Annotated in this window: 15 protein-coding genes; 6 read left to right on the forward strand and 9 right to left on the reverse strand. The window is 66.2% G+C overall.

Annotated elements, in window-relative coordinates:
* Positions 1 to 2 precede the first annotated feature (2 nt).
* The 6 genes from G5A46_RS13915 (at position 3) to G5A46_RS13940 (ending at position 5,993) form a co-directional block, all read left to right on the forward strand.
* On the forward strand, positions 3 to 1,502 hold the full coding sequence (locus tag G5A46_RS13915) for a CoA-acylating methylmalonate-semialdehyde dehydrogenase (RefSeq protein WP_163850282.1): 1,500 nt from the start codon (positions 3 to 5) through the stop codon (positions 1,500 to 1,502).
* Positions 1,503 to 1,562: 60 nt separating this feature from the next.
* Positions 1,563 to 2,702, forward strand: coding sequence for an acyl-CoA dehydrogenase family protein (locus tag G5A46_RS13920; RefSeq protein WP_163850284.1), 1,140 nt, complete (start codon positions 1,563 to 1,565; stop codon positions 2,700 to 2,702).
* A complete protein-coding gene (locus G5A46_RS13925) occupies positions 2,699 to 3,742 on the forward strand; it encodes an enoyl-CoA hydratase/isomerase family protein (protein WP_163850287.1) in 1,044 nt (347 codons plus the stop codon). Before G5A46_RS13920 ends, G5A46_RS13925 begins: the two co-directional genes overlap by 4 nt.
* Positions 3,739 to 4,617 carry a 3-hydroxyisobutyrate dehydrogenase gene (gene mmsB, locus G5A46_RS13930; protein ID WP_163850289.1) on the forward strand — a complete coding sequence of 293 codons (879 nt, stop codon included), beginning with the start codon at positions 3,739 to 3,741 and terminating at the stop codon, positions 4,615 to 4,617. Before G5A46_RS13925 ends, mmsB begins: the two co-directional genes overlap by 4 nt.
* 129 nt (positions 4,618 to 4,746) lie before the next feature.
* Positions 4,747 to 5,406, forward strand: a complete 660-nt coding sequence (locus tag G5A46_RS13935) for a cyclic nucleotide-binding domain-containing protein (protein WP_163850291.1) — start codon at positions 4,747 to 4,749, stop codon at positions 5,404 to 5,406.
* A gap of 65 nt (positions 5,407 to 5,471) precedes the next feature.
* Positions 5,472 to 5,993, forward strand: a complete 522-nt coding sequence (locus G5A46_RS13940; protein ID WP_163850293.1) for a hypothetical protein — start codon at positions 5,472 to 5,474, stop codon at positions 5,991 to 5,993.
* A gap of 75 nt (positions 5,994 to 6,068) precedes the next feature.
* Here G5A46_RS13940 and uvrA read toward each other — a convergent pair whose 3' ends face one another.
* The 9 genes from uvrA to G5A46_RS13985 all read right to left on the reverse strand — a co-directional run bounded on the left by uvrA (position 6,069) and on the right by G5A46_RS13985 (position 20,422).
* Positions 6,069 to 8,930, reverse strand: coding sequence for an excinuclease ABC subunit UvrA (gene uvrA / locus G5A46_RS13945; protein WP_163850294.1), 2,862 nt, complete (start codon positions 8,928 to 8,930; stop codon positions 6,069 to 6,071).
* Between the two features lie 166 nt (positions 8,931 to 9,096).
* A complete protein-coding gene (locus tag G5A46_RS13950; protein ID WP_163850296.1) occupies positions 9,097 to 11,307 on the reverse strand; it encodes a DEAD/DEAH box helicase in 2,211 nt (736 codons plus the stop codon).
* 364 nt (positions 11,308 to 11,671) lie between these two features.
* Complete coding sequence (locus tag G5A46_RS13955; protein ID WP_163851146.1) at positions 11,672 to 12,613, reverse strand: ABC transporter substrate-binding protein; 942 nt, start codon at positions 12,611 to 12,613, stop codon at positions 11,672 to 11,674.
* A 39-nt stretch (positions 12,614 to 12,652) separates the two neighbouring features.
* Positions 12,653 to 13,654 (reverse strand): ABC transporter permease, encoded by a 1,002-nt coding sequence (locus G5A46_RS13960; RefSeq protein WP_163850298.1) that lies wholly within the window; start codon positions 13,652 to 13,654, stop codon positions 12,653 to 12,655.
* A complete protein-coding gene (locus G5A46_RS13965) occupies positions 13,654 to 15,165 on the reverse strand; it encodes a sugar ABC transporter ATP-binding protein (protein ID WP_163850300.1) in 1,512 nt (503 codons plus the stop codon). The genes G5A46_RS13960 and G5A46_RS13965 overlap by 1 nt, the downstream gene beginning before the upstream one ends.
* On the reverse strand, positions 15,162 to 16,304 hold the full coding sequence (locus G5A46_RS13970; protein WP_163850302.1) for a Gfo/Idh/MocA family protein: 1,143 nt from the start codon (positions 16,302 to 16,304) through the stop codon (positions 15,162 to 15,164). The genes G5A46_RS13965 and G5A46_RS13970 overlap by 4 nt, the downstream gene beginning before the upstream one ends.
* Complete coding sequence (locus tag G5A46_RS13975; RefSeq protein ID WP_163850304.1) at positions 16,301 to 17,359, reverse strand: sugar phosphate isomerase/epimerase family protein; 1,059 nt, start codon at positions 17,357 to 17,359, stop codon at positions 16,301 to 16,303. Before G5A46_RS13975 ends, G5A46_RS13970 begins: the two co-directional genes overlap by 4 nt.
* Complete coding sequence (locus tag G5A46_RS13980; RefSeq protein WP_163850306.1) at positions 17,356 to 18,438, reverse strand: LacI family DNA-binding transcriptional regulator; 1,083 nt, start codon at positions 18,436 to 18,438, stop codon at positions 17,356 to 17,358. The genes G5A46_RS13975 and G5A46_RS13980 overlap by 4 nt, the downstream gene beginning before the upstream one ends.
* 190 nt (positions 18,439 to 18,628) lie before the next feature.
* Positions 18,629 to 20,422 (reverse strand): CocE/NonD family hydrolase, encoded by a 1,794-nt coding sequence (locus G5A46_RS13985; protein ID WP_163850308.1) that lies wholly within the window; start codon positions 20,420 to 20,422, stop codon positions 18,629 to 18,631.
* Between the last annotated feature and the right edge of the window lie 4 nt (positions 20,423 to 20,426).

The raw sequence follows: 20,426 nt of genomic DNA on the forward strand, positions 1-20,426 counted from the left end.
CCATGCAGGAATTGACCCACTATATCGGCGGCGCCCATGTCAAAGGCACGTCGGGCCGTTTTGCCGATGTCTTCAACCCCGCCACCGGCGAAGTCCAGGCCCGCGTCCCCCTGGCCGGGACCGAGGAAATGGACCGCGCCGTGCAGATCGCGCAGGAGGCTCAGCCGGCCTGGGCCGCCGTGAACCCGCAGCGCCGCGCCCGCGTGCTGATGAAGTTCGTGGACCTGCTGAACCGCGACATGGACAAGCTGGCCGAAGCGCTCAGCCGCGAACACGGCAAGACCCTGCCCGATGCCGCCGGGGATGTGCAGCGCGGGCTGGAGGTCGTGGAATATTGCATCGGCGCACCGCAGTTGCTGAAGGGCGAATTCACCGACAGCGCCGGGCCGGGCATCGACATGTATTCCATGCGTCAGGCCCTGGGCGTGACGGCGGGGATCACCCCGTTCAACTTCCCCGCCATGATCCCGATGTGGATGTTCGCACCCGCCATCGCCTGCGGCAATGCCTTCATCCTGAAACCCTCCGAACGCGATCCGTCGGTCCCGCTGATGCTGGCCGAACTGCTGGAAGAGGCCGGTCTGCCCAAGGGGATCCTGCAGGTCGTCAACGGTGACAAGGAGGCCGTGGACGCCATCCTGGATCATCCGGTGATCCAGTCGGTGGGCTTTGTCGGCTCCACCCCGATCGCGGAATACATCTATGGCCGCGGCTGCTCCAACGGGAAGCGGGTGCAATGTTTCGGCGGCGCCAAGAACCACATGATCATCATGCCCGACGCGGATATGGACCAGGCCGCCGATGCGCTGATCGGCGCGGGCTACGGCGCGGCCGGCGAACGCTGCATGGCGATCTCTGTCGCCGTTCCCGTGGGCGATGAGACTGCCGACCGCCTGATCGAGAAGCTGGTCCCCCGGATCGAGAAGTTGAAGGTCGGCCCCTACACCGCTGGAAACGATGTGGATTACGGCCCCGTCGTCACCGCCGCCGCCAAGGAGAAAATCCTCGGCCTTGTGCAATCGGGTGTCGATCAGGGCGCCGAACTGGTCGTCGATGGCCGCAACTTCGCGTTGCAGGGTTACGAGGACGGGTTCTTCGTCGGGGCGCATCTGTTCGACCGCGTCACCCCCGAGATGGACATCTACAAACAGGAGATTTTCGGCCCCGTCCTGTCCACCGTCCGCGCGGGCAGCTACGAGGAGGCGCTTGGCCTTGCCATGGATCACGAGATGGGCAACGGCACCGCGATCTTCACCCGCGACGGCGACACGGCGCGCGATTTCGCCAACCGCGTCAACGTCGGCATGATCGGGGTGAACGTGCCGATCCCCGTGCCGCTGGCCTACCACACCTTCGGCGGCTGGAAGAAATCCGCGTTTGGCGACCTGAACCAGCACGGCCCTGACGCGTTCAAGTTCTACACCCGGACCAAAACCGTCACCTCCCGCTGGCCTTCGGGCCTGAAGGACGGCGGCGAGTTCCATTTCAAGGCGATGGACTGACATCCGAAAAGGGGCGCGGGAGGACGCGCCCCTTTTTCAGACAGCGGCAGGGAGGCGCCCATGGATTTTGCATTGAACGAGGAACAGCAGGCCATTTTCGACATGGCCCGCGCATTTGGCCAGGACCAGATCGCCCCCCATGCCCGCGATTGGGAAGCGGCCGGCACGATCCCCAAGGATCTGTGGCCGCGGATCGGAGAGTTGGGGTTCGGCGGGCTTTACGTATCGGAGGAAAGCGGCGGCGCCGGCCTGACCCGGTTGGACGCAACCCTGGTCTTCGAGGCGCTGTCGATGTCCTGCCCTTCGGTCGCGGCCTTCCTGTCGATCCACAACATGTGCGCCAAGATGATCGACACTTTCGGCGCGCCGGAGCTGAAGGACCGCGTCCTGCCCGGCATCGTCTCGATGGAGACGGTCCTGTCCTATTGCCTGACCGAACCGGGCAGCGGATCGGACGCCGCCGCATTGAAGACCCGCGCGGACCGAACCAACGATGGCTACCGCCTGAACGGGACCAAGGCGTTCATCTCCGGCGGTGGATATTCGGACGCCTATGTCACCATGGTGCGCACCGGCGACGCCGGCCCGCGCGGGATCTCCACCGTCTATGTCGAGGACGGGACCAAGGGCCTGTCCTTTGGCGGGCTGGAGCAGAAAATGGGCTGGCAAAGCCAGCCGACGCGCCAGGTGCAGTTCGACAATTGCGAAATTCCTGCTGCAAATCTGGTAGGCGAAGAGGGGAAAGGTTTCACTTACGCGATGATCGGGTTGGATGGCGGCCGGTTGAACATCTCGGCCTGTTCGCTGGGCGCCGCGCAGGCGGCACTGACCCGCACCCTGGCCTACATGTCCGAGCGCAAGGCCTTTGGCCAAAGCATCGACCAGTTCCAGGCCCTGCAATTCCGCCTTGCCGACATGGAGATCGAGTTGCAGGCCGCCCGCGTCTTCCTGCGCCAGGCGGCGTGGAAACTGGACAGCGGCGCGCCCGACGCCACCGCCCATTGCGGCATGGCCAAGAAATTCGTGACCGAAGCCGGCAGCCGCATCGTCAACCAATGTCTGCAACTGCATGGCGGCTACGGCTACCTGGCCGATTACGGGATCGAGAAACTGGTGCGCGACCTGCGCGTGCACGAGATCCTGGAGGGCACGAACGAAATCATGCGCATGATCACCGCAAGGAGCCTGCTGACCCAATGAGCGAGCTGACCATCCGCATCCAGGGCCGCGCCGGGCGGATCACCCTGACCCGCCCCTCCGCTCTGAACGCGCTGACCCATGACATGGCCTTGCAGATCGAAACGGCGCTGAACGATTGGGCCGGTGACCCGGCGGTGGCGCTGGTGCTGATCGACGCGCAGGGCGATCGCGCCTTCTGCGCCGGCGGCGATATCCAGCGGCTTTACGAAACCGGGCGCGCCGGAGATCTCTCCTATGGCCGGGAATTCTGGCGTGACGAATACCGGCTGAACGCGCTGATCGCCGGCTATGGCAAGCCGGTGGCAAGCTTTCTCAACGGGTTTGTCATGGGCGGCGGCGTCGGTATCGGCTGCCATGCCAGTCACCGCGTGGTGGAGGACAGCACCCGCATCGCCATGCCCGAGGTCGGGATCGGCCTGGTCCCGGATGTGGGCGGATCTCTGCTGCTGGCGCGGGCGCCGGGGCGCCTGGGCGAATACCTGGGCCTGACCGCAGGGCGCATGGGGCCTGGGGATGCGATCCATGCGGGCTTTGCCGATTTTTATGTGCCTCAGGACAAATGGAACGATATCAAGAATTTGGTTTGCGAAGCTGGCGCAATGGATGAACTGGTCGCCGCCGCGAAACCGCCCCCCGATGCCGCGCTTGCGGCGCGCGGTCCCGAGATTGACCGCCTGTTCGCCGCCGCTGACCTGCCCGGCATCGTCACGGCCTTGCAGGCGGAGGGCACGGAATTCGCGGACAAGGCGCTGACACTGCTGTCGCGCAATTGCCCGTTGTCCATGGCCTGCACATTGGCCATGCTGCCCCGCCTGCGCGGCGCGGAGGTCACGATCAGCGATGCGCTGGCGCTGGAATACCGCTTTACCTCCCGCGCCATGGCGGACGGCGATTTCATCGAAGGCATCCGCGCCGCGATCATCGACCGCGACCGCGCCCCACGCTGGTCCCACGGGCTGCACGACGTCAGCGACACCAAGGTCGCCGCCATGCTGGCCCCGCTGGACCCGGACCTGACATTTGAGGAGGACACAAGATGAAGATCGGTTTCATCGGATTGGGCAACATGGGTGGCCCCATGGCCGCCAACCTGGTCCGCGCCGGCCATGACGTCATCGGTTTCGATACTGCCCAGGTGGCCGTAGAGGGCGTGACCGACGCCCCCGACGCGGAAAGCGCCGCGCGCGACCGCGACGTGGTGATCACCATGCTGCCCAACGGTGCCATCCTGCGCGCCGTGGCCGATCAGATCCTGCCCGGCATGGCGGCAGGCACCGTGTTTCTCGATTGCTCTACCGTGGATGTGGACAGCGCGAAGGAAGTGGCGCAAGCCGCTGAAAACCTAGGCATCCTTCCACTGGACGCGCCGGTATCCGGCGGCGTGGGCGGGGCGCAGGGCGGCACATTGACCTTCATGGTGGGCGGGGATGCCGCCGCCTTTGACAAGGCCCGGCCGCTGTTTGACATCATGGGCCAGAAGGCCGTGCATTGTGGTGCCTCCGGCAACGGCCAGGCGGCGAAGATCTGCAACAACATGATCCTCGGCGTCACCATGATCGCCACCTGCGAGGCCTTCGCGCTGGCGGACAAGCTGGGACTGGACCGGCAGGCGATGTTCGACGTGGTGTCCACCTCCTCCGGGTCGTCCTGGTCGATGAACACCTATTGCCCCGCACCGGGCGTCGGGCCGACCTCGCCGGCCGACAATGGCTATACCCCCGGTTTCGCCGCCGACCTGATGCTGAAGGATCTGCGCCTGTCGCAACAGGCCGCCGACAGTGCCGATGCCGACACGCCGCTGGGCGCTGCCGCCGCCGCGCTTTATGCCACTTTCGTGGAGGACGAGGACGGCGCCGGGCGCGATTTCAGCGCCATGCTGCCCCGGTTCGCCGCGCGGGGCCGTGACGCGGGGTGACGCGAAACAGGCTGGATCGCGGCGGAAATGCCCCGGTCCGGTACGGAATTCTCCCGCCGTGCCCGTTCCGGTTGACTGGCCCCCGTTGCATCGCAATATGCCTGAGGGTTCGAAAACGGATGGGACACCATGATCGAATTTCTGGGATGGCTGGCGGCGGCGCTGACGCTTCTGACCTTTGCGGTACGGCTGATGCTGCCGTTGCGGATCGCCGCCGTGGCGGCCAGCACGGCATTTCTGGCCTATGGCTTGCTGGCCTCGATCGAACCGCTTTGGGCGCTCTATGCGCTGGTGCTGCCACTGAACCTGTTCCGCCTGTGGCAGGTGATCGGCATCCGCCGCCGGTTTGCGCGCGCGCGGTCGGGCACGGCGGACAAGGATTGGCTGCGGGGTCTGGGCGTGTGGAAAACCCTGCCCAAGGGCGACGTGGTGTTCCGCAAGGGCGACCCGGCGGACAAGCTGTACCTGCTGGTCAGTGGTTCCGTCGAGATCGTGGAAATCGGCGCCATCATCCGCAAGGGCGAGATCTTCGGCGAAATCGGCTTTTTCACCTCGGCCCATGCCCGCACGCTGACGGCGCGCTGCGCCACCGAATGCAACGTCATCGCGGTGGACGAGGCCGCGTTCCTGGCGATCCATTCGCAGGATCCCAGCTTTGGCGTGCATATCACCCGGCTGGTCGCCAGCCGCCTGCTGGACGGCATGGCCACCCGCCCCGACGCCTATATGCCACGCGACAGTGAACGCCGCCTACCGCCGCCGGATGGCGGAACACACACGCAATCGTGACGCCGGGACCGGCGATTCCGCTGTCGAACCGGCCTATGATCTTGGGGAGTTGAGGAGGATCTTACATGTCCCGCACCCCCCTGAGATTGGCCTGCCTGGCCCTGTTATGCGTCCCGCAATTCGCATATGCCCAATCCGCGCATTGCGGCCCCGGTGAACGCTGTGGCCAGCTTCTGGAAAACCGCACCGGCCCCGACGGGATCAACCGCCCGTCGATCGAACTGGGCAAAGGCGCCATCGACCGGCCCCATGCGGACCGTGATCGTGACCATGCTCGCGATCGTGATGACCGCGCAGACCAGCGCCATGACCGCAACCGGGACTGGCATGACCGTCGCGACCGGCGGTACGACAACGGGCGGTGGGACATGGGCATTTTCGACCGCCCGCCTTATGACAACCGCTATCCCCGTGCCCATCGCGATGGCGGGGATATCCGGCTGATCCCGCTGACCCGCAATCAGGCGCGCAAACTGCCGCCGCTGCCCCGGCATCAGGGCTACTTCCGCACTGGCGAACAGGTGGTAAAGGTCGATCTGCGCAGCGGCAATATCCTGGCCGTGGTTGGCCGCTACGTCCGGCGCTGACCTGTCCGCTGCTGACCTGGCAAAGACCTTTGCGCGGCACATGAAGAGTGTCGCGCAATCGTTTGACAAGTCTTCTTATTCTGCCGCCATACGGCGCGCTTCCAGGATTTCTTTCAGGTAGCGTCCGGTGTGGCTTTCGCCGCTCTCCGCGACGGTTTCCGGCGTACCTTCGGCCACGATCCGACCGCCGCCATCGCCGCCCTCGGGGCCGATGTCGATGATCCAGTCGGCGGTCTTGATCACATCCAGGTTGTGTTCGATCACCACCACGGAATTGCCCTGTTCCACCAATTCGTGCAGCACGTCCAGCAGCTTCTTCACATCCTCGAAATGCAGGCCCGTCGTCGGTTCATCCAGAACGTATAGCGTCCGCCCGGTGGAGCGTTTGGCCAGCTCCTTGGACAGCTTGACGCGCTGCGCCTCCCCGCCCGACAGGGTGGTGGCCTGCTGTCCGACCTTGATATAGCCCAGCCCCACGCGCATCAGCGCATCCATCTTTTCCCGGATGCTGGGCACGGCGGCAAAGAACTCCTGAGCGTCCTCCACAGTCATGTCCAGCACGTCGGCGATCGACTTGCCCTTGAACTTGATCTCCAGCGTCTCCCGGTTGTAGCGGGCGCCGTTGCAGGTCTCGCAAGTGACGTAGACGTCGGGGAGGAAATGCATCTCGATCTTGATGACGCCATCGCCCTGGCAGGCCTCGCAGCGCCCACCCTTGACGTTGAAGGAAAAGCGCCCGGGCTTGTACCCGCGGGCCTTGGCCTCCGGCAGGCCGGCAAACCAGTCGCGGATCGGGGTGAAGGCGCCGGTATAGGTGGCCGGGTTGGATCGGGGCGTACGCCCGATGGGGCGCTGGTCGATGTCGATCACCTTGTCCAGATGTTCCAGCCCCTTGATCGTCTCGCAGGGGGCCGGGGTCTGGCGCGCACCGTTCAGCCGCATGGAGGCGGTCTTGAACAAGGTCTCGATCGTCAGGGTGGATTTGCCCCCGCCCGACACGCCGGTCACGCAGAGGAACTTTCCCAGCGGGAAGTCTGCGGTGACGTCCTTCAGGTTGTTGCCCGTGGCTTTGACCACGCTCACGGCCTTGCCGTTACCCTCCCGCCGCGTGGCGGGCACCGCGATCTCCCGCGTGCCGGACAGGTATTGGCCGGTGACGGACACCGGATCGGCGGCGATTTCGGCCGGCGTGCCCTTGGCTACGACCTGACCGCCATGCACCCCGGCGCCGGGGCCGATGTCGAAGACGTAATCGGCCTCCCGGATCGCCTCTTCGTCATGTTCGACCACGATGACCGTATTGCCCTGATCGCGCAGATTCTTCAGCGTGGTCAGAAGGCGTCCGTTATCGCGCTGGTGCAGCCCGATGGAGGGTTCATCCAGAACATAAAGAACGCCCGTCAACCCACTGCCGATCTGCGAGGCAAGGCGGATCCGCTGGCTTTCGCCGCCACTTAATGTTCCACTTGAACGTGACAGCGTAAGGTATTCCAATCCCACGTTATTCAGGAAACCCAGACGCTCCCGGATCTCCTTGAGGATGGCGCGGGCGATCTCGTTCTTCTGCGCGGTCAGATGCTCCGGCACGTTGGCGCACCATTCATGCGCCTCGCGGATCGACATCTGGACCACCTGCCCGACATGCTGCCCCGCAATCTTGACGGCCAGGGCCTCTTCGCGCAGGCGGTAGCCGCCGCAATGACCGCAGGGCCGGTTGTTCTGGTAGCGTTCGAATTCCTCCCGCACCCAGGCGCTGTCGGTCTCGCGGTAGCGGCGCTCCATGTTGGGGATCACCCCCTCGAAGGGGCGCGTGACCTCGTAGACCCGCCCGCCCTCATCATAGCGGAACTTGATCTCCGTCTTGCCCGACCCGCGCAGAAAGACCTTTTGCACTTCGGCCGGCAGATCCCGCCAGGGGGTCGCGGCGTCAAAGCCGTAATGCCTGGCAATCGCCTCGATCGTTTGCAGGAAGTAGGGCGATTTCCCCTTGCGCCAGGGCGCGATGGCACCGTCCGCGACCTTCAGCGCCGCGTCCGGCACAACCAGCCGTTCGTCGAAGAACAATTCCACCCCCAGCCCGTCGCAATGCGGGCAGGCGCCGAAAGGCGCGTTGAAGGAGAACAGGCGCGGCTCGATCTCCGGAATGGTGAAGCCGCTGACGGGACAGGCGAAATTCTCCGAAAAGGTGATCCGCTCCGGCTCTTCCCCCTCACGCGGGGCGGTTTCCAGGACGGCGATGCCATCGGCCAGATCCAATGCGGTGCGGAAACTGTCCGCCAGCCGCGTTTCCATGCCGTCGCGCACCACAATGCGGTCGACCACCACGTCGATGTCATGGCGGAACTTCTTGTCCAGCTTCGGCGCGTCGTCCAGCTCGTGGAATTCGCCGTTGACCTTGACCCGTTGAAAGCCCTGCTTGCGCAACTCGACGAATTCCTTGCGGTACTCGCCCTTGCGGTCGCGCACGATGGGGGCCAGCAGGTAGGCGCGGGTGCCCTCCTCCAGCGCCATGACACGATCCACCATGTCCTGCACCTGCTGCGCCTCGATCGGCAGGCCGGTGGCGGGGCTGAACGGCGTACCGGCGCGGGCATAGAGCAGACGCATGTAGTCATAGATTTCCGTCACCGTCCCGACGGTGGAACGGGGGTTCTTTGACGTGGTCTTCTGTTCGATCGAAATGGCGGGCGACAGGCCGGAGATGTGATCGACATCGGGCTTTTCCATCATGTCGAGGAATTGCCGCGCATAGGCCGACAGGCTTTCGACATAGCGGCGCTGCCCCTCGGCATAGATCGTGTCGAAGGCGAGGGAGGATTTGCCCGAACCGGACAGCCCGGTGATCACCACCAGCTGGTCGCGGGGAATGTCCACGTCGATGGATTTGAGGTTATGCTCGCGCGCGCCGCGCACCTCGATATGTTTCAGCTCGGCCATGACGCCCCCCGGATGTGCTGGTTAACAGATAATGGATGGTGCCCGTCGATCCAATCCAAAAGTGAGAACGGATAGTGAACTTTTGCCCGAACCCCGGTGTCTGCCCCAGATAGGGGCGATGGCCGGATGTGCAAGGGCCGCCCCAAAGGACGGCCCGGTGATCGTATCAGCTGCGCGGTTTGCGTTTCGGCGGTTCGGCCCCGCCGGCGCGCTTGGTCGGCGCCTTGAACCGCTTGGAGGTGTCGGTGGCATCGGCGCGGGGCTTGCCGCCCGGTTTGCCACCCGGTTTACCCGCGAACTTTCCGCCCGGCTTGCCGCCCTTGCGGTCATCTCCGTCCTTCTTCCACGCGGGCTTGCCGCCCTTGCGATCGTCGCCATCCTTTTTCCACGCGGGCTTGCCGCCCTTGCGGTCATCTCCGTCCTTTTTCCACGCGGGCTTTGCGCCCTTGCGATCGTCGCCATCCCTTTTCCACGCTGGCTTTGCGCCCTTGCGGTCGTCACCATCCTTCTTCCAGGCGGGCTTGGCACCCTTGCGGTCATCACCACCCTTCTTCCACACCGGCTTGGTGCCACGGCGGTCGTCGTCCTCGCGGACGGCGGGCCGGGGTTTGTCCTTCCAGACAGGCTTGGCGCCCTCGCCTGCCGGGCGTGGGGCGGGTTTGGCGCGAGGTGCGGGGCGGTCTTCGGCGGGCGCATCGGGATCAAGATCGGCGCGCGGCACCCGGCCGGGGCGCGGGCCCTGCGGTTTGCCGCCGGGCTTGCCACCCGGACCGCCACGCCCGCGCGGGCCTGCGGGCCCCAGATCAGGAGCACTGTCCAGCGCGGTGGCGGTCACGCCGTCCTCCAGCTCTCCGCCGCCGCCGAGGGCGGAGAGGAAACCGGGCAAAGACGCTTCGGTCAGCTCCACAAAGGTTTCTGATTGACGCACGCGGATGGCACCGATGGAATCCTTCTCCAGACCGCCGGCGCGGCACAGCAGCGGCAGCAGCCAGCGCGCTTCTGCCCGGTCGTCATGGCCGACGGACAACGAGATCCAGCGCGCCGGGCCAAAGGGCGCGCGTTCGCGGACCGGTGCACGGGTGTCGGGATCGGCCAGTTCCTCGGGGGCGGAATGGCGCGCACGGAACAGACGCAGATAAGCGGCGGCGATCACGTCGGGTTTGTGCAGGTCCACCAGGCGGGCGGCGAAATCGGCCTCCGCCTCGGTGATTTCCTCGGACCAGACGGGATCGGACAACAGGCGTTCCTCGTCCCGGCGCAGAATTTCATCGGCATTGGGCGCGGTGGTCCATTCCGCCTGGATCTTGGCGAATTTCAGCAGCCGTTCCGCACGTTTGGTCACCTTGGGCGGCACGATCAGCGCCGAGATCCCCTTGCGCCCGGCGCGCCCGGTCCGGCCGGAGCGGTGCAGCAGCCCCTCCGGGTTGGAGGGCAGTTCGGCATGGATCACCAGTTCCAGGTTCGGCAGGTCGATGCCGCGCGCTGCCACATCGGTGGCCACGCAGACCCGTGCCCGCCCGTCCCGCATCGCCTGAAGCGCATGGGTCCGCTCCTGCTGGCTGAGTTCCCCGGACAGGCAGACGACCGAAAAACCGCGATTGGCAAAGCGCGCGGTCAGCCGGTTCACGGCGGCGCGGGTGTTGGCAAAGACGATGGCATTCTGCGCTTCGTGATAGCGCAGGACGTTGATGATCGCGTTCTCGGCATCCTGCTGGGCAACGCGCAGCGCCTGATAGGTGATGTCGGCGTGCTGGCTGCGTTCGCTTACGGTACTGACGCGCACGGCATCCCGCTGGAATTGCTGCGCCAGCTTGGCGATCATCGGCGGCACGGTGGCGGAGAACAGCAGCGTGCGGCGGGTTTCGGGGGCCGCGTCCAGCATGAATTCCAGGTCTTCGCGAAAGCCCAGGTCCAGCATCTCGTCGGCCTCGTCCAGCACGACGGCGCGCAGATCGCCCATTTCCAGCGATCCTCGGGTGATGTGGTCACGCAGACGGCCCGGCGTGCCGACGACAATATGTGCGCCCCGTTCAAGGGCGCGGCGTTCGTCGCGCGCATCCATGCCACCCACGCAGGAGGCGACGCGCGCCCCTGCCCCGGCATAGAGCCATTCCAGTTCCCGCGTGACCTGAAACGCCAGTTCCCGCGTCGGTGCCACGATCAGCGCCAGCGGCGCGGCGGCGCGGCCCAGCCTGCCGGCCTCGTCCAGCAGCGTGGGGCCGATGGCCAGGCCAAAGCCGACGGTCTTGCCCGATCCGGTCTGCGCCGAGACAAGAAGATCGGACTGGGCCAGTTCGGGATCGGTGACGGCCTCCTGCACGGGGGTCAGCGTCTCGTAACCACGCGCTGCAAGGGCATCGGACAGGGTCTGGATCATGGGGGGACCGTTCTGGGCTGTGACCGGCGCGTCACGCCCGCGCATCTGCGCAGGGGGCGGAGCCGCCGGTGGGGAAAACGGTGCAGTACCGCAGGTCGCAGGCAAAGTATACCGCCATTTGCGACATGGCTGACATTCGCTGACCGCCGGGTTGGCGCGGGACGCACATGTCCGGTGACGGGTCAGGGCGCACCAAGGAGGGCGTGGCGGTCGCGGGTGCGACGCCCCGCACCCGGCGTGCGCCTTACCTGCCCCTGCCCACTGGCCCCTGCCCCCGCCCACGAAAAAAGCCGGGCCCTGCCAGGCCCGGCTTCCGCCCCCCCTCAACAGCGGGGCCCCGGTTCGACGGGATTGCGGTACCCTATCAGAACGGGCTGTCGGGGTAGTAGTAGTCCTCGGCATTCTCGGGCGTGATCAGCACCGAACCGATGGTGAAGGTGCCCGAAACAGGCGCGTTCGACGTCATGCCCACGGCGGTCATCTCGATCGCGGTGGCGATCATCGCGGGGGGATAGGTCACGTCGGCGGGGATCATCTTGTCGCCATCCATGACCCGCTTGATCATCTCCTTCATGCCAGCACCGCCAAGCACGAATTGCACGTCGTCCCGACCCGCCGCGTCGATGGCGGCCAGAACGCCCACGGCCATGTCGTCATCCGAGGCCCAGACCGCGTCGATCTGCTCGTGCTTGGACAGGAAATCCTGCATCACGTTGAAGCTGTCATCGCGGTTCCAGTTGCCATGCTCCATGCCGATGACTTCGATGCCCGAACCCTCGATCGCGGCTTCGAACCCTTCGACCCGCATGTTGTCGATGGTGGTGGGGATGCCGCGCAGCACGACGATCTTGCCGCCATCGGGCATCATCTCGGCCATGTATTCGCCCGACACCCGGCCAAAGCCCGAATTGTCGCCGGCGACATAGAGATCCTCGATCCCTTCCACCGACAGGCCGCGATCCACCACGGTGACCCAGGCGCCGCCTTCGGCAACGGCCTGCACCGGCGGGGTCAGCGGATCGGATTCGAACGGCAGCACCACCAGCGCGTCGATATTGCGCGTGGCCACCATGTCCTCGATGTCGTTGACCTGCTTGCCCGCGTCGGACGCGGTGGCCAGCACGAAGTCGAGGTTCGGATAGACCTCTTCCAGCCGCTTCACGGTTTCCTGCGCGTGGTAGTTCATCCCCCCGGCCCAGCCATGGGTCGCGGCCGGGATCGACACGCCGATCACCTTGGTATCCTGTGCAAAGGACGCGGTGGCGCCCAGGGTCAGGGCCACGGACCCGGCGAGCAGGGTTTTCATGTATGACATTTTCGTTCCTCCCAGTATTGCGGCGGGGCCTCAGCCCTTCGCCTTTGCTTCGCGCTGCAAGATGACAGCGAGAATGATGATGACCCCCTGAATCGCCCCGTTCAGATAGGGGGAGACGAGATCGGTCAAATTCAGGATATTGTCGATCAATGACAGGATCAGTACACCGATCACCGTGCCCCAGACGCGGCCGAACCCGCCCTGCAACACCGTGCCGCCGATGATCACCGCGGCGATCGCCTCCAGCTCCCACAGCACGCCGGTGGAGGCGGAGGCAGAGCCAAGGCGCGGCACGTACATGATCGTCGCCACACCAACCAGGACGCCCAGCATCGCATAGGTCAGCAGACGGGTGCGGTTCACGTTCACGTTGGAATAATGCGCCACATGTTCGTTGGATCCGGTCGCCGCGCAATGGCGGCCGAACCGCGAGCGGCTCATGAAGATTTCACCGATGATCACCACCAGCGCAAAGACGATGATCGGCCAGGAGATCCCCAGGATGCCGTCGAAATAGACCGGGCGATAGAACGTCCGCAGCCCGAAATCGAGGCTGAGCGTCCCGCCATCGGCCAGCCAGGTGACAAGGCTGCGATAGATCCCCATGGTGCCCAGCGTGACGATGAAGGCCTCGATCCCCAGCGTGGTGATCAGAAACCCGTTCAGCAGCCCGGCGAGCACCCCCGCCACCAGCGCGGTCAGCATCCCCAGCAGGATGATCGGCACGCCCACGCCCAGCGTCGGCAGCGCCGCGTTCATCACCAGGATCATCAGCCCGGCGATGAAGGCCGCCATGGAGCCGACGGACAGATCCAGCCCGCCGGCCGTGATGACAAAGGTCATGCCCACGGCAATGATGCCGATGAAGGCGGATCGCGCCAGCACGTTGGTGATATTGCCCGCACCCAGGAAATTGGGGTTCAGCAGCGCCCCGATCAGGATCAGGATCGCCAGCGCCAGAATGGGGCCGATGACGCTCATAGAGGGGATGCGAAACCCTGTCTTGTCGGTGATTGCGGTGTCGCTTGCCATCAGGCCACCCTTTCGTTGTTGTCTGCGCCCACGCCCATGGCCAGACGCACGATGGCGTCTTCGTTGACCTCGTCCCCCGACAGGATGCCCGCCACACGGCCCAGCCGCATGACCATCACCCGGTCCGCCAGGCCGATCACCTCCTGCATCTCCGAAGAGATGACGATGATCGCGTGGCCCTGATCCGCGAGATTGCGGAGAAACGCGTAAATCTGTTGTTTCGTGCCGATGTCGATGCCGCGTGTCGGTTCATCCACGATCAGCAGCTTCGGTTCGGATTCCATCACCTTGGCCAGCAGCAACTTCTGCTGATTGCCGCCCGACAGGTTGCCGACCTGCACGTCGCGGCGTCCGGCGCGGATGTCGAATTCCCCGATTGCCGCGTCCAGCGCGCGATCCTCGGCCGCCCGGTCGATGAAAAAGCCATAGCGTTGCAGGCTTTGCAGGGTCAGGTTGACCCGCATTCCCTTGTCCAGCAGCAGGCCGCGCAGCTTCCGGTCCTCCGTAAGGTAGCACAGCCCGTGTCGCAGGGCGTCACCGGGGCGGCGGATGGTGACGGGCTGGCCCGCGATCTCCACGGCGGTGGCGCTGGCCGGGCGCAGGCCGCACAGCCCCTCCATCGTTTCCGTCCGTCCGGCGCCGATCAGACCGGCCAGGCCCAGGATCTCCCCACGGTGAAGATCGAAACTGATCCCTTCGGCATATCCCGGCACGTCCAGCCCCTGCACCCGCAGCATCACATCCGCGCCCACCGGCGCCGGTTTGTCAGGATACAGGTCCGAGACGTCGCGCCCCACCATGGCGGTGGCCATCTGATCCTCGCTGATGGCATCGGCCGGCCCGTCATGGACCACCGCGCCATCGCGCATGACGGTCACGCGGTCGGCAATCGCGGCCACCTCTCCCAGCTTGTGCGAGGTAAACAGAACGGCGGTCCCGGCCTCTTTCAATTTCTGCACCTGTTCGAACAGGATGCGCGTTTCCTCGTTCGTCAGAACGGCGGTGGGTTCGTCCATCACCAGCACCCGCGCGTTGCGCGACAGGGCCTTGGCGATTTCCACCATCTGCTTGTCCGAATTCGACAGGCGAGAGACGGGTGTATCGGGATGGGCCGTACATTTGACCCATCCCAGATATTCCCGCGTGCGCCGCCGCATCTCTGTCTTGTCCAGCAGGAACCCGCGCCGCAGCTCCCGCCCGAGGAAGATGTTCTGTTCTACCGTCAACTGTTCGGCGAGGTTGAATTCCTGATGGATCATGACGATCCCGGCGGCCTCCCCCTCCTCCAGCGCGCCAAAGGTGACCTCCTCCCCGTCCAGCAGGATGCGCCCGCCGCTGGCGACCTGATACCCGGCGAGGATCTTCATCGTGGTCGACTTGCCGGCCCCGTTCTCTCCGATCAGGGCCAGCACCTGCCCGGCGTGCAATTCGATATCCACACCGTGCAGCACCTCGATCGGGCCGAAACTCTTGCGCACATCGCGCAGGGCCAGAACGGGCGCTCCGGTCATAGGGCCACCCATGCGGCGTTCTGCTGCGAAGAGGCGACGCAGGCCCGGATGAAGGCCATGCCGGCCACCCCCTCGGTGATGCCCGGCAGCACCCCCATGGCGTCGTCTCGTGCCGTGCCCGATTGCACGGCGCGGATCGCATCTGCCGCCTCGGTATAGATATTGGCAAAGCCCTCAAGATATCCTTCGGGATGGCCGCCGGGTATGCGGCTGACGGCATTGGCGGGATCGGTGGCACCCGCACCCATGCGGCGGATCAGGCGCGGCGGTTCGCCATGCGGCGTGAACCACAGGTAATTGGGATCCTCCTGCTTCCACTCCAGACCACCCTTTTCACCGTAGATGCGCAGCTTCAGCCCGTTCTCGTTGCCCGGCGCCACTTGCGAACACCACAGCATCCCGCGCGCGCCGCCGTCGAACCGCAGCATCACATGAGCATTGTCATCCAGCGTCCGCCCGGCACCAAAGCTGTGCAGATCGGCGGCCAGTTCGGCCCCCCGCAGGCCCGAGACGAAGCAGGCCAGGTTATAGGCATGGGTGCCGATGTCACCCACCGACCCACCTGCGCCCGACCGGGCCGGATCCGTGCGCCATTCGGCCTGTTTCACGCCCTCGTTCTCAAGCGTGTCGGTCAGCCAGTCCTGCGGATATTCCGCCTGCACCAGCCGGACCTGCCCGATCTCTCCGGCTGCGATCATCGCGCGGGCCTGCCGCATCATCGGGTAGCCGGTGTAATTATGGGTCAGGATGAACAATGCGTCCGAGCTGGCCACCGCCTGTTCCATCGCCTGCGCATCCTCTGCCGTGGCGGTCAGCGGCTTGTCGCAGATCACGTGAATGCCGTGGTCCAGAAACGCCTTGGCGGCGGGGTAATGCACGTGGTTGGGGGTGACGATGCTGACCGCCTCCACCCCGTCGGGGCGGGCGGCCTCTGCCGCCGCCATCTCGGCGAAATCGCCGTAGCAGCGCGCCGGATCCAGCCCCAGGGCGGCGCCGCTGGCGCGGGATTTCTCGGCAGTGGAGGACAGCGCCCCCGCCACCAGCTCATAGCGGTCGTCGATGCGGCTGGCGATGCGATGCACCCCGCCGATGAAGGCGTCGTTGCCGCCGCCGATCATGCCCAATCTGATCCTGCTCATTGCGCGATCCCCAGCATCTTGCGGTTGGCCGCGTCATCCGCCCCGCCATCGGCGAAATCGTCAAAGGCATGGGGGGTGACGCGGATGATGTGATCCTTGACGAATTGCGCGCCTTCGCGGGCGCCGTCCTCGGGGTGTTTCAGGGCGCATTCCCATTCCACCACGGCCCAGCCGTCGAAATCATTAGCCGCCATCTTGGCAAAGATCGCCTTGAAATCGACCTGGCCATCGCCAAGCGACCGGAAGCGCCCGGCGCGGTTCACCCAGGATTGGTAGCCGCCGTAGACGCCCTGCCGACCCGTCGGGTTGAATTCTGCATCCTTGACGTGGAACATCTTGATCCGGTCCTTGTAGATGTCGATATTCTCAAGGTAATCAAGGCATTGCAGAACATAGTGACTGGGGTCATACAGCATGTTGCAACGTGCATGCCCGTCCAGCTTGTCCAGGAACATCTCGAAGCTGATGCCATCGTGCAGATCCTCCATCGGGTGGATCTCGTAGCAGACGTCAACGCCCATTTCCTCCGCATGGTCCAGGATCGGGCGCCAACGGCGGGCCAACTCCTCGAACGCCATGTCCACCATGCCTTCGGGACGCTGCGGGAAGGGGTAGATGAAGGGCCAGGCCAGGCTGCCGGAAAAGGTCACATGCTGGTTCAGGCCCAGGTTGCGGGTGGCGGTGATCGCCTTGGTCACCTGCTCCACCGCCCAGGCGGTACGCGCCTCGGGCTTGCCCTGCACCTCGGGCGCGGCAAAGCCGTCGACCCAGGCGTCATGGGCCGGGTGAACGGCGATCAGCTGGCCCAGGATATGGGTGGACAGGTCGGTGACCTCCACGCCGTTCTCGCGGGCCTGACCGGCCCAATCCTGCGCATAGGTTTTGGAACTGGCCAGCTGGTCCAGATCCACCAGCCGGCTTTCCCAGACCGGCACCTGCACGCCCAGGTAGCCGCAATCGGCGGCCCATTTGGTGATCCCGTCCCAGCTGTCGAACGGCGCGGTATCCCCGGCGAATTGCGCCAGGAACAGGCCGGGGCCCTTGATGGTCTTCATGATCCTCTCCCTCTGGTCGCTTCCGCCCCGGCGGTCTCGTCCTCGGGGGGAAGGTTTTCGGCAACGTAGATGGCCGGCACGATCGGTGCCGGGGTCAGCGGTGGCAGGCGGTCGGCGAACTGGCGCAGATGCGCCAGGGCCAGGGCGATTTCCTCGTCCGGGCGCTGGTCGATGATGACATCCACCAGCCCGCGCCGCGCCGCGCGGCGGGTATGTTCGACCGCTTCGTGCAGCACCACGATCGGGCGGCGACGGCCCTGCGGCGGGTCCTCCAGCACGCGGAACAGACCGCTGTTGCCGCCCCCCACGCTGTAGATCGCGGTGATCGCGGGATCGCGGGCCAGCACGTCGATCAGCATCGGCTCCACCAGGTCGGGCCGGTCGCGGCCCTGCAATTCGGGCGCCACGGCGATCTCGGGATACAGTTCCGCCATCGCGGCTTTCAGCCCTTCCAGCCGTTCGGCATGGTCGCGCGCGGTCAGCGCCCCGATGATCGGCAGGATGCGCCCGGCCCGGCCGCCATGGGTCAGCCCGATGACCCGTCCGGCGGTGCGCCCGGCGACTTGGTTGTCGATGCCGACATAGGCGTCACGCGCCGCATGGCCCAGGTCCGAGACCAGGGTGACCACAGCGACGCCGCTGTCACGCAGGGCCTGGCTGGCGGCGGTAACGCGGCTGTCTTCGCTGCCGACCATGACGATGCCGTCGGGCTTTTCCTCGCCCAGCCGGGCCAGGCAATCGGTCAGCGCCTCGGGGTCGAAGGCCTCCACCGTTTCGAGGCGCAGGGCCACGCGGTCGGCGGTCAGGCGCTCCCGTTCGCGGGCAAGCAACTCGCGCACCCGGCGGAAGAAGGCGTTGGTGCCACCGGGGATGATCGCGACAAAGCGGTAAGTGCGCTGCTGCGACAGGTTGGCGGCGGCGACATTGCGCAGGTAGCCCAGCGTATCGACCGCCGCGCGCACACGGGCGGCGGATTTCTCCGCCACGCCGCCGCGGTTGTTCACCACGCGGTCGGCGGTGGCATAGCTTACCCCGGCGTGGCGTGCCACGTCGGACAGCGTCGGCATCCGCTTGTCCATGAATCTCCTCCCGCCGAGCAACCTAGTCCGCAGTCCTGATAGACGTCAATCATTTCTTGATCGACGTCTATCATTTCAATCCGCCTGCCCCATACGCAAGTCCGCGCCGCGTCGATTTTCCCGAAGAACGCGCCATGCTGATCCACGCGCCGCACGGACGGATCAGCGCCCTCAGGCCGGGCGGTGTGACCTATCCTTCCGGCAGGTGGGTCAGCACCAGCCGTGACCCCTGCGGCCCGGTCGCGATGGCGATTTCCGCCACCTGCGGACGGGTTTCCAGCGCCGGATCGCCACCGCCTTGCAGGTTGCGCGCCAACCGGGGAAAGGAGCTGGCCGCCACGTGCAACCGCAGCCGGTGCCCGGCCGGAACGCGATAGGCGATGTCCCGCAGCGCCACGCGGGCCGTCACCGGTCGGCCCGGCGTCAGCAGCGCGGGCACCGGCCCGTCGCGGTAGCGCAGGCGCAACGCGCCCTCCTGGATGGTGATCGACCGGCCCTGGGCATCCACATCCGTCAGGCGCAGTACCAGGTCGGCATCGGGGGCCGTGACGCTGACGCGCAGATCGGCGTGGATCGGCCCGGCCAGGGTCAGCGGCGCGCGCAGCGGGGCGCTATCGAAAATCAGCAGATCCTCGCGCCCCTCGATCGCACGCTGGTCCAGCGGCCCGGCGCGCATTTGCGGATCGCCGGTACAACAGATGGCCCCGCCCAAGCTGGGGACCGGATCGGCAGGGTCGGCGGCAAAGCGCTGCTCCCCCCGCGTTTCGGGCGGCTGTTGGACCAACCCCCGGTGACCGAGAAACAGCACCGCCTCGCGGGTGGCGGCAGGCGGCCAGGTTTCGGCCGCGCGCCAGCGGTCGGCCCCCAGCAGGTAGTAAAGCACCGGCGGCAGATCCGGCACCGGGCCGCCCCGCAGCCTGTGCTCCATCACCGCGAGGAAAATCGCGTCCATGTCCCGGTCCTGCGCCGGATCCAGGGCCGTGTCGCCCACGGCACCGCGCGCGAAGGGTTCGGAGGTCTCGCAATGCAGGCCCGGGCCAATGATCACCTGCCCCGGCGCGCCGGTGGCCCGCATATGCGCCGCCAGGGCCAACGTCTCCCGTGCGCCGTCATACCAATTGTCATGCAGCACGAAGGGCGTGGCAAAGCGGTCCTCGTCCGTGACATAGCCCATCCGCGCCCAGAATTGCCGATCCTCGAACCGGGTGGTGAAGGCCTCGAAATCGGTGGGATCGGGGCGCTGGCTGGCCACCGCGTCGCGCAGCGGCAGATGCGCCAGGCCCTGCGGCAGGTCCAGCGGCGGCGCGGCCATGTGTTGCCCGTCCTTGCCGCCGAATTGCGCGAACCAGCCAAAGCCGGTGGACAGGGCAAAGATCCCGCCCTCGTAGGCGCCGAAATAGCCGTGGTTGCCGCCCAGCGATCCGATCGCGCCACCCGCCCCCATGGGGATCATCGCGCGATGCGCCGGATGGCGGGCGCGGGCCAGCATCAGCTGGCTTTCCCCCAGGGCCGAACATCCGATGGTTCCGACTTGACCGTCGGACCAGCCCTGCGCCGCGATCCAGTCCAGCGTGGCCGCGCCGTCGTCCTGGGCATGGGGCCAGGGGGCAAAGGTGCCGCCGCTGGCATGACGGCCGCGCATGTCCTGCACAGCCACCCCGTAGCCCTCCGGCAGGAACAGCCGGATCCAGCGCCGGACCTCGCCGTAGCCGCGCTTGCCATAGGGCAGCCGGATCAGGATCGTGGGCACTGGCCCTCCGCGAACGGGCAGATAGAGATCCGTGGCCAGCGGCGTGCCGTCACGGGCCGCGATCATGACCTGCTGCCGGGTGTCCAGCCCGGGCAGGTCGGCAACGAACCGGCGATGCTCCCACGCGGCCTTGCCGGTGCGGGCGATGTCTTTCAGCGCCGCGCGCTGCCACCATCCCGCCGCGCCCGCCAGCAGCATCGCACCCCCCAGCACGACCATCAACGCCCGACCCATGCGG

The sequence above is a fragment of the Pseudooceanicola aestuarii genome, assembly GCF_010614805.1.
In the GTDB taxonomy this organism is placed as follows: Bacteria; Pseudomonadota; Alphaproteobacteria; order Rhodobacterales; family Rhodobacteraceae; genus Pseudooceanicola; species Pseudooceanicola aestuarii.

Coding starts and splice junctions, on each gene's coding strand:
- G5A46_RS13915 (WP_163850282.1), top strand. CDS start 3: ATGCAGGAATTGACCCACTATATCGGCGGCGCCCATGTCAAAGGCACG.
- G5A46_RS13920 (WP_163850284.1), top strand. CDS start 1,563: ATGGATTTTGCATTGAACGAGGAACAGCAGGCCATTTTCGACATGGCC.
- G5A46_RS13925 (WP_163850287.1), top strand. CDS start 2,699: ATGAGCGAGCTGACCATCCGCATCCAGGGCCGCGCCGGGCGGATCACC.
- mmsB (WP_163850289.1), top strand. CDS start 3,739: ATGAAGATCGGTTTCATCGGATTGGGCAACATGGGTGGCCCCATGGCC.
- G5A46_RS13935 (WP_163850291.1), top strand. CDS start 4,747: ATGATCGAATTTCTGGGATGGCTGGCGGCGGCGCTGACGCTTCTGACC.
- G5A46_RS13940 (WP_163850293.1), top strand. CDS start 5,472: ATGTCCCGCACCCCCCTGAGATTGGCCTGCCTGGCCCTGTTATGCGTC.
- uvrA (WP_163850294.1), bottom strand. CDS start 8,930: ATGGCCGAGCTGAAACATATCGAGGTGCGCGGCGCGCGCGAGCATAAC.
- G5A46_RS13950 (WP_163850296.1), bottom strand. CDS start 11,307: ATGATCCAGACCCTGTCCGATGCCCTTGCAGCGCGTGGTTACGAGACG.
- G5A46_RS13955 (WP_163851146.1), bottom strand. CDS start 12,613: ATGAAAACCCTGCTCGCCGGGTCCGTGGCCCTGACCCTGGGCGCCACC.
- G5A46_RS13960 (WP_163850298.1), bottom strand. CDS start 13,654: ATGGCAAGCGACACCGCAATCACCGACAAGACAGGGTTTCGCATCCCC.
- G5A46_RS13965 (WP_163850300.1), bottom strand. CDS start 15,165: ATGACCGGAGCGCCCGTTCTGGCCCTGCGCGATGTGCGCAAGAGTTTC.
- G5A46_RS13970 (WP_163850302.1), bottom strand. CDS start 16,304: ATGAGCAGGATCAGATTGGGCATGATCGGCGGCGGCAACGACGCCTTC.
- G5A46_RS13975 (WP_163850304.1), bottom strand. CDS start 17,359: ATGAAGACCATCAAGGGCCCCGGCCTGTTCCTGGCGCAATTCGCCGGG.
- G5A46_RS13980 (WP_163850306.1), bottom strand. CDS start 18,438: ATGGACAAGCGGATGCCGACGCTGTCCGACGTGGCACGCCACGCCGGG.
- G5A46_RS13985 (WP_163850308.1), bottom strand. CDS start 20,422: ATGGGTCGGGCGTTGATGGTCGTGCTGGGGGGTGCGATGCTGCTGGCG.